This is a genomic window from Streptomyces sp. UNOB3_S3 (genome assembly GCF_020740895.1).
In the GTDB taxonomy this organism is placed as follows: domain Bacteria; phylum Actinomycetota; class Actinomycetes; order Streptomycetales; family Streptomycetaceae; genus Streptomyces.
In genome coordinates this window covers 21,473-29,378 of record NZ_JAILXP010000038.1, presented here as the reverse complement: position 1 = coordinate 29,378, position 7,906 = coordinate 21,473, and the positions used below count along the sequence as shown (strand labels likewise).

At 72.4% G+C, this 7,906-nt stretch carries 7 protein-coding genes and 1 pseudogene; 5 read left to right on the top strand and 3 right to left on the bottom strand.

The annotated features are described in order from the left end of the window. A pseudogene (locus K6I33_RS06850) lies at positions 1–243 on the top strand (DoxX family protein); the annotation flags it as partial. Between the two features lie 84 nt (positions 244–327). Here the strand turns inward: K6I33_RS06850 and K6I33_RS06845 are convergent. Continuing rightward, entirely contained in the window at positions 328–1,767 is a 1,440-nt protein-coding gene (locus tag K6I33_RS06845) for an MFS transporter (protein ID WP_374283655.1), read from the bottom strand. A 138-nt stretch (positions 1,768–1,905) separates the two neighbouring features. Between K6I33_RS06845 and K6I33_RS06840 the strand changes: the two genes are divergently transcribed. From K6I33_RS06840 to era, 3 genes are all read left to right on the top strand, one after another. Further along, complete coding sequence (locus tag K6I33_RS06840) at positions 1,906–2,727, top strand: helix-turn-helix transcriptional regulator (RefSeq protein ID WP_229348829.1); 822 nt, start codon at positions 1,906–1,908, stop codon at positions 2,725–2,727. 44 nt (positions 2,728–2,771) lie between these two features. After that, positions 2,772–3,128, top strand: a complete 357-nt coding sequence (locus tag K6I33_RS06835; RefSeq protein WP_229348827.1) for a cytidine deaminase — start codon at positions 2,772–2,774, stop codon at positions 3,126–3,128. Positions 3,129–3,208: 80 nt separating this feature from the next. Beyond that, complete coding sequence (gene era / locus K6I33_RS06830) at positions 3,209–4,150, top strand: GTPase Era (RefSeq protein ID WP_229348825.1); 942 nt, start codon at positions 3,209–3,211, stop codon at positions 4,148–4,150. A gap of 190 nt (positions 4,151–4,340) precedes the next feature. Here era and K6I33_RS06825 read toward each other — a convergent pair whose 3' ends face one another. Together K6I33_RS06825 and K6I33_RS06820 are read right to left on the bottom strand one after the other, a co-directional pair. Next, a complete protein-coding gene (locus K6I33_RS06825; RefSeq protein ID WP_229348823.1) occupies positions 4,341–4,613 on the bottom strand; it encodes a protealysin inhibitor emfourin in 273 nt (90 codons plus the stop codon). Between the two features lie 70 nt (positions 4,614–4,683). Then, positions 4,684–5,742 carry a M4 family metallopeptidase gene (locus K6I33_RS06820; protein ID WP_229348821.1) on the bottom strand — a complete coding sequence of 353 codons (1,059 nt, stop codon included), beginning with the start codon at positions 5,740–5,742 and terminating at the stop codon, positions 4,684–4,686. A 303-nt stretch (positions 5,743–6,045) separates the two neighbouring features. Between K6I33_RS06820 and leuA the strand changes: the two genes are divergently transcribed. Next, entirely contained in the window at positions 6,046–7,827 is a 1,782-nt protein-coding gene (leuA, locus tag K6I33_RS06815) for a 2-isopropylmalate synthase (RefSeq protein ID WP_229348819.1), read from the top strand. Positions 7,828–7,906: the final 79 nt, after the last annotated feature.

The window sequence follows — 7,906 nt, the reverse complement described above, 5'->3', positions numbered from 1 at the left end:
GTGCACCTGGGGGCGGGCGGGCTGCTCGCCCTGGGGATCCTTCCCAGGCTCTCCGCCCTGGCCCTGGCCGCCAGCCTCGTGCCCACGACCCTGGCGGGTCACGCGTACTGGACAGAGGAGGACCCGGCGAAGCGGATGCAGCACCGGGTGGCGTTCTTCGCGAACGTCTCGATCCTGGGCGGCTTGCTCATCACGGCCGCGGACCGGGGGCACGAGGGGGCGAAGCTCCCTCGGAAACGGTGAAAGGGCGGGACCGGGGCCTCACTCCGCCGCGACGGCGCGCAACCCCCGCCGGGGTGGTCGGCGGTGCCGAACCGGCATCCGCCCTCAGCGCGCTCGGCGCAGACCGACGAACGCCGCCACGGCCACCACAGCGACCACGGCCGCGTCGACCCCGACGCCCACCCGGACGCCCCCGAGCGTCGCCTCCGCGAACGAGGCGCCCCCGTCCCGCAGCGCGGACACCCGCGCCGACGCCAGCGCGCTCAGCAGCGGGATGCCGATGGTCAGCCCCACCTGCTGGGAGCTGGTGACCAGCCCCGTCGCCAGCCCCTGCGCACCGTCCGGCAGCCCCGACGTCGCCGTCACCCCGTACGCGACGATCGCCCACAGATGGCCGACGCAGCCGAGCGAGGAGCCCACCAGGGCCAGCCAGGCGCCGGCCGGGCCGTCGCTCAGGCCCAGCAGGGCCGCCGTGCACACGGCCTGCACCAGCAGGCCCGTCACCAGCGTGGCGCGCGCCCCGAAACGGGCGATGACCCGGGGCGCGGTCATCCCGGCGAGGGCCGCCGCCACGCCCGTCACACCGAAGATCAGGCCGGTGCGGACGGCGGAGAGCCCCAGGACCTCCTGGAGGTACAGGGTGAGCAGGAAGATCACCGAGGACATCATCGCGAACGTGGTCAGCCCGGCCAGGTTCCCCCAGGCCACCGTCCGCCGGCGCAGCATCGGCAGGGACACCAGCGGCTCGGCCGCCCGGGACTCGACCACGACGAACGCCACCAGCAGCACCGCGCCGGCGACCAGCGCGGTGACGACGTCCGCGCCGCCGAAGCCCCGCTGGGCGGCGGTCGACAGGGCGTAGATCAGCGCGAGCAGGCCGCCCGTCACCGTCACCGCGCCGGGCAGGTCCAGCCGGGGACGGTCGGCACGCCGGGACTCGGTCAGCAGGCCGGGCGCGGCGAGGAGGATGCCGACGCCCGCCACCGCCAGCAGCCCCATCGTGGAGCGCCAGCCCAGCGAGTCGGTCATGACACCGCCGAGGACCATGCCGATGGTGAAGCCCAGGGACATCAGGGTGCCGCTGATGCCCAGCGCCCGCTCGCGGCGCGGGCCCTCGGTGAAGGTGGTGGTCAGCAGGGACATCCCGGTCGGCACGAGCACGGCCGCGCCCAGCCCCTGGAGGGCCCGCCCGGTGAGGAAGGCCGCCGGGTCCCAGGCGACGGTGGCCAGGGCGGAGGCGAGGGTGAAGAGGACGAGCCCGGCCAGGAAGAGCTTCCGGCGCCCGTAGAGGTCGGCGATCCGGCCGAAGAAGAGCAGGAAACCGCCCGACGGCAGGGCGAAGGCCGTGACCGCCCACTGGAGGTCGGCCTGGCCCATGCCCAGGTCGTCGCCGAGGACGGGCAGCGCGACGTTCAGGATGGAGAAGTCGAGCGCGACGATGAACTGCGCCGCGCACAGCACCATCAGGATCAGCTTGTCGCGGGTGGTCATGCCGGGGGACACGGCCCCGGCCGCGGGGGTGAGAGGAGGGGAGTCGATCGCCATGCGTTCACCCTCCGCCGGGCGGAACAACCCTGGGGAGTGCGCGCTTATGGTGGTGGCCGCACCACCAGGCAAGGGGGAGAGTTGACCGTAGCGACGCAGGAGAAGCCGCGCCGTCGTCATGAGCTGCGCGAGTTCCTGATGAGCCGTCGGGCCAGGGTGTCCCCGGCCGAGGCGGGGCTGCCCGACGGCGGGGGCCGCCGCCGGACGCCGGGGCTGCGCCGGGAGGAGGTCGCGGTCCTCGCCGGAGTGGGCGCCTCGTGGTACCAGTGGCTGGAGCAGGGCAGGGACATCACCGTCTCGCCGCAGGTCCTCGACGCGGTCGCGCGGGTGCTGCGGCTGGGCGGCGCCGAGCGGCGGCACCTGTACGTCCTGGCCGGGCTGAACCCGCCGCTGCCCGAGGCCGAGTACGACGCGGAGTACCTGTGCGACGGGCTGCGCCGGCTGATCGACGGCTGGCTGCCCTCCCCGGCGCACATCATGGACCCGTACTGGAACCTGGTCGCCTACAACGAGTCCGCCCGGGTGATCCTCGGGTTCCGCCCGGAGAACCGGCAGAACTGCCTGATCGACTTCTTCACCGACCCCGTCTACCGCTCGCGCGCCGGGAACTGGGCGGAGAACGCCCCGCGCGTCGTCGCCTCCTACCGCGCCGCCTGCTCGGACCGCCCCGGCGACGAGGGCTTCGAGGCGGTGCTGGCCGAGGTCTCCGCCGCGAGCCCGGAGTTCACGGAGCTATGGGCGCGCGGTGACGTTTCCCCGGCGGGCCTGGTGCGCAAGGCCCTCCACCACCCGCTCGTGGGCGACCTCCTCTTCGAGAGCGCCCAGCTGCGCGTACCGGCCCGCCCGGATCTGACGATCGTGCTGCACAACCCCGTCCCGGGCACCGGCACGGCCGAGAAAGTGGCGTGGCTGACCTCGCCCGAGGGCCGGCGCGGCGCGATGTACTCGGTGGCCGGCTGAGGCCGCCCGGGGGCGCCGCCGGGGGCGCCCCTATGCTCCAGGGCATGACGGATGCCCTGGATGCCCTGGACCCCGAAGACCGCAAGCTGATCACGCTCGCCCGCGCCACCCGCGCCCGCAACGCCGTGCCCGAGGGCGCGGCCGTCCGTGACGAGACCGGCCGTACGTACGTCGCCGGGACGGTCGCCCTGGACTCGCTGCGGCTGAGCGCGCTCCGCACGGCCGTGGCCATGGCCGTGGCCAGTGGGGCGAAGTCCCTGGAGGCGGCGGCGGTGGTCTCCGAGGCGACGGCCGTCACCGACGAGGACCGCGCCGCCGTGCGCGACCTGGGCGGACCCGCGACGCCCGTGCTGCTGGCGGGCCCGGACGGGACGCCGGGGACGGTCGTCACGGCCGGCTGAGCGCCGGCCGGCACGGCCGGCCGGGCGCCGCGCCCGGCCGCTGGTCGGAGGCCGCCGGGGGATCGGGGAGAATATGGGGTATGGATAGAGCTTCCTCCCCGTCCCCGGCCCCCCACCGCGCGGGCTTCGCGTGCTTCGTCGGCCGCCCCAACGCGGGCAAGTCGACCCTGACCAACGCACTGGTGGGGACGAAGGTCGCGATCACCTCCAACCGTCCGCAGACCACCCGGCACACCGTGCGCGGCATCGTCCACCGCCCGGACGCCCAGCTCGTCCTGGTCGACACGCCCGGTCTGCACAAGCCGCGCACCCTGCTGGGCGAGCGGCTCAACGACGTCGTCCGGACCACCTGGGCCGAGGTCGACGTGATCGGCTTCTGTCTGCCCGCCGACCAGAAGATCGGCCCGGGTGACAAGTTCATCGCCAAGGAGCTCGCGGGGATCAAGAAGACCCCGAAGATCGCGATCGTCACCAAGACGGACCTGGTCGACTCCAAGCAGCTCGCCGAGCAGCTCATCGCGATCGACCAGCTCGCCACGGAGCTCGGCTTCGAGTGGAAGCAGATCGTCCCGGTCTCGGCCGTCGGCGACAAGCAGGTCTCCCTGCTGGCCGACCTGATCGCCCCGCTGCTGCCGGAGAGCCCGCCGCTCTACCCCGAGGGCGACCTCACCGACGAGCCCGAGCAGATCATGGTCGCCGAGCTGATCCGCGAGGCCGCCCTTGAGGGCGTCCGCGACGAGCTGCCGCACTCCATCGCCGTCGTGGTCGAGGAGATGCTGCCCCGCGAGGACCGGCCCAAGGACAAGCCGCTGCTGGACATCCACGCCAACGTCTACATCGAGCGGCCCAGCCAGAAGGGCATCATCATCGGCCCCAAGGGCGCCCGCCTGAAGGAGGTCGGCATGAAGTCCCGCAAGCACATCGAGGCGCTGCTGGGCACGCCGGTCTACCTCGACCTGCATGTGAAGGTCGCCAAGGACTGGCAGCGCGACCCGAAGCAGCTCCGGAAGCTGGGCTTCTAGCCGAACCGGCACCGCCGGCCGGAGGCCGGCGCAGCCGTCCGAAGCCCGTGAGGCCCCCCAGGGCCGAGCGGTGCGAGGGCGGCGGGCAGGAGGGGTCCCGAAGCAGCTCCGGAAGCTGGGCTTCTAGCGGTACCGCGCCCCGTAAGGGGCGCGGGGAACTGCGCGATCAGCCCACGACGGCCCGCAGCCGCTACGCGCCTTCCTTCAGGACCGTACGGATCAGTTCGCGCTGGTCCTCGGTGAGGTGGGGGTCCGCGAGGTGGACCGAGCGGCCGTCCACATTGATCTCGTAGTGGAAGCCGTCCGGGACGCCCCGGGCATGTCCGGGGACGTCCCGGCCCGGCGCCAGGGCGCGGTGGGCCAGGGCCTCCAGGTGCGTGGCGTCGGGCCGGCCGCAGGTGTCCAGCTCGGCCCGGCGCTCGATGCCGGCGAAACCGCCGGTACGGGTGATGACGATACGCATGCCGTCATCCCTACCCCGTGGCTCGCGGTCACTCCCGGTCCGGGAGGCCCCCATCGGGGACCGGCCGGCCCTATGCCGTCGGGACGCCCACCTGGCTCCACGCCTTGAGCACCGCCTGGACGGCGTCCCCCTCCCCGTACAGGGTCCGGGCCGAGGCCGCCGTCAGCCGGGCGAAGGCCGCGAAGTCGGCGTCCGGGGCCAGCTCCCCGCCGGTCAGCGTGGCGTACCAGATGTGCCCCGCGCGCTCCCAGGCGTGGCCGCCGAGGGCGGTGGCCAGTAGGTAGAAGGCGTGGTTGGGGATGCCGGAGTTGATGTGCACACCGCCGTTGTCACGGGGGGTGCGCACGAAGTGGTCCATGGTGGCCGGCTGCGGGTCCTTGCCGAGCTTGTCGTCGTCGTAGGCGGTGCCGGGCGCCTTCATCGAGCGCAGGGCCTGGCCGGTGACGTCCGGGCCGAGGAGCCCCTGGCCGATCAGCCAGTCGGCCTGGTCGGTGGTCTGCCCGAGGGCGTACTGCTTGATCAGCGAGCCGAAGACGTCCGAGACGGACTCGTTGAGCGCGCCGGACTGGCCGTAGTACTCCAGGTTGGCGGTGTGCTGGGTCACCCCGTGGGTCAGCTCGTGGCCGATGACGTCCACGGGGAGGGTGAAGTCCAGGAAGAGATCGCCGTCCCCGTCGCCGAAGACCATCTGCTCGCCGTCCCAGAAGGCGTTGTCGTACTTCTCGCCGTAGTGGACGGAGGCGTTCAGCGGCAGGCCGGCGCCGTCGATGGAGTGCCGGCCGTAGACCTTGAGGTAGAGGTCGAACGTGGCGCCGAGCCCGGCGTGCGCCCGGTTGACCGTGGCGTCCTTGCTGGGCGCGTCGGCCTCGGCGTGCACCTTGTGGCCCGGCAGGGTCTCATGGTGCCCGGCGTCGTAGATCGTCCGCTGCGGCTTGTCGGACGGGGCGCCCGCCGAGGAGTCCACGGTCGCCCGCAGCGCGGTGATCCGGCGACGGGTGCGCAGGACGCCGTCGTGCTCGAGCGTACGGCGCGCGGGCTCGTGGTGCCGGGGGTCCTCGGACTGGGCCAGCCGGTCGAGTACGTGCGGCGGGACGATGCCGCAGAAGATCCCGTGGTTCTGGGTAGTCATGGGCCGAATCTGGCACCGGGTCCCCGCCTTGTCAGCGCCCGGCGCGGGGATTAACACAAACGAGTGCGGAGGTTCCGTGTCCCCCCGGACCCCGTCCCGCATGCTGAAACGCCCCTGCCGCGTCCCGGACGTCTCGGCTAATCTGCTGAGCACCATGCGTGACGTGCTGCTTCTTCTTAGCCGCCGCGGCGAGGGTCTGTAGCGAAGGCCGACCCCCTCCCCGCGGAGTCCGGTGCTGCGCGCACGTCGATCAGCAGCCCCGTCGGCCGTCCCGCAAGGACAATCCGAGGAGCCTTCCGCGCCATGCCCGACCACTCCGTATCCGTCGGCCGCCCCACGCCCGTCACCGCCGCCTCCGTCACCCAGCGGCCGTCCGGGATGCCGGTGCACAAGTACCGCCCCTACGACGCCGTGGAGATCCCCGACCGCACCTGGCCGGACCGGCGGATCACCAAGGCGCCCCGCTGGCTGTCGACCGACCTGCGCGACGGCAACCAGGCGCTGATCGACCCCATGTCGCCCGCCCGCAAGCGCGAGATGTTCGACCTGCTGGTCCGCATGGGCTACAAGGAGATCGAGGTCGGCTTCCCCTCCTCCGGCGCCACGGACTTCGACTTCGTCCGCTCGATCATCGAGGACGACGCCATCCCCGAGGACGTGACGATCTCCGTCCTCACCCAGGCCCGCGAGGAGCTGATCGAGCGGACGGTCGAGTCCCTGCGCGGCGCCCACCGCGCCACCGTCCACCTCTACAACGCCACCGCGCCCGTCTTCCGCCGCGTGGTCTTCCGGGGCTCGCGCGAGCAGGTCAGGCAGATCGCCGTCGACGGCACCCGGCTGGTGATGGAGTACGCCGACAAGATCCTCGGCGACGGTACCGTCTTCGGCTACCAGTACAGCCCGGAGATCTTCACCGACACCGAGCTGGACTTCGCGCTGGAGGTCTGCGAGGGCGTCATGGACGTCTGGCAGCCCGAGGCGGGCCGCGAGATCATCCTGAACCTGCCGGCGACCGTGGAGCGCTCCACCCCCTCCACCCACGCCGACCGCTTCGAGTGGATGTCCCGGCACCTGTCCCGCCGCGAGCACATCTGCCTGTCCGTGCACCCGCACAACGACCGGGGCACCGCCGTCGCCGCCGCCGAGCTGGCGATCATGGCGGGCGCGGACCGGATCGAGGGCTGCCTGTTCGGCCAGGGCGAGCGCACCGGCAATGTCGACCTGGTCACCCTGGGCATGAACCTCTTCTCCCAGGGCGTCGACCCGCAGATCGACTTCTCGCAGATCGACGAGGTCCGCCGGACCGCCGAGTACTGCAGCCAGATGGAGGTCCACCCGCGCCACCCCTACGCGGGCGACCTGGTCTACACCGCCTTCTCCGGCTCCCACCAGGACGCCATCAAGAAGGGCTTCGAGGCGATGGAGGCCGACGCGGCCGCCGCCGGGAAGACCGTGGACGAGATCGAGTGGGCGGTGCCCTACCTGCCCATCGACCCGAAGGACGTCGGCCGTTCGTACGAGGCCGTCATCCGCGTCAACTCCCAGTCCGGCAAGGGCGGCATCGCCTACGTCCTGAAGCACGACCACAAGCTGGACCTGCCGCGCCGGATGCAGATCGAGTTCTCGAAGACCATCCAGACGAAGACCGACGCCGAGGGCGGCGAGGTCACCCCGCAGGAGATCTGGGCCGTCTTCCAGGACGAGTACCTGCCGGTGCACGGCAACGCCTGGGGCCGGATCGCGCTGCTGCGCTCCACGCAGACCTCCACCACCGCCGACGGCCTCGACGCGCTGACCGTCGAAGCGGTCGTCGACGGCGAGAGGACCGCGCTCACGGGCACGGGCAACGGTCCGATCTCGGCCTTCTTCGACGCGCTGGCCGGTATCGGCGTCGACGCCCGGCTGCTCGACTACACCGAGCACACGATGAGCGAGGGCGCCAGCGCCCAGGCCGCCTCGTACATCGAGTGCGTGATCGACGGCAAGGTGCTGTGGGGCATCGGGATCGACGGCAACACGACCCGGGCCTCGATCAAGGCCGTCGTCTCGGCGGTGAACCGCGCCTACCGTCCGCGCGGCGTCTGACACCCCGTTCCCGTCCGTCAACCTGGCGCCGGTGAAAACACCGCATCCGGTGGGCTCGCCGGCGCCTTAGGCCAGTACC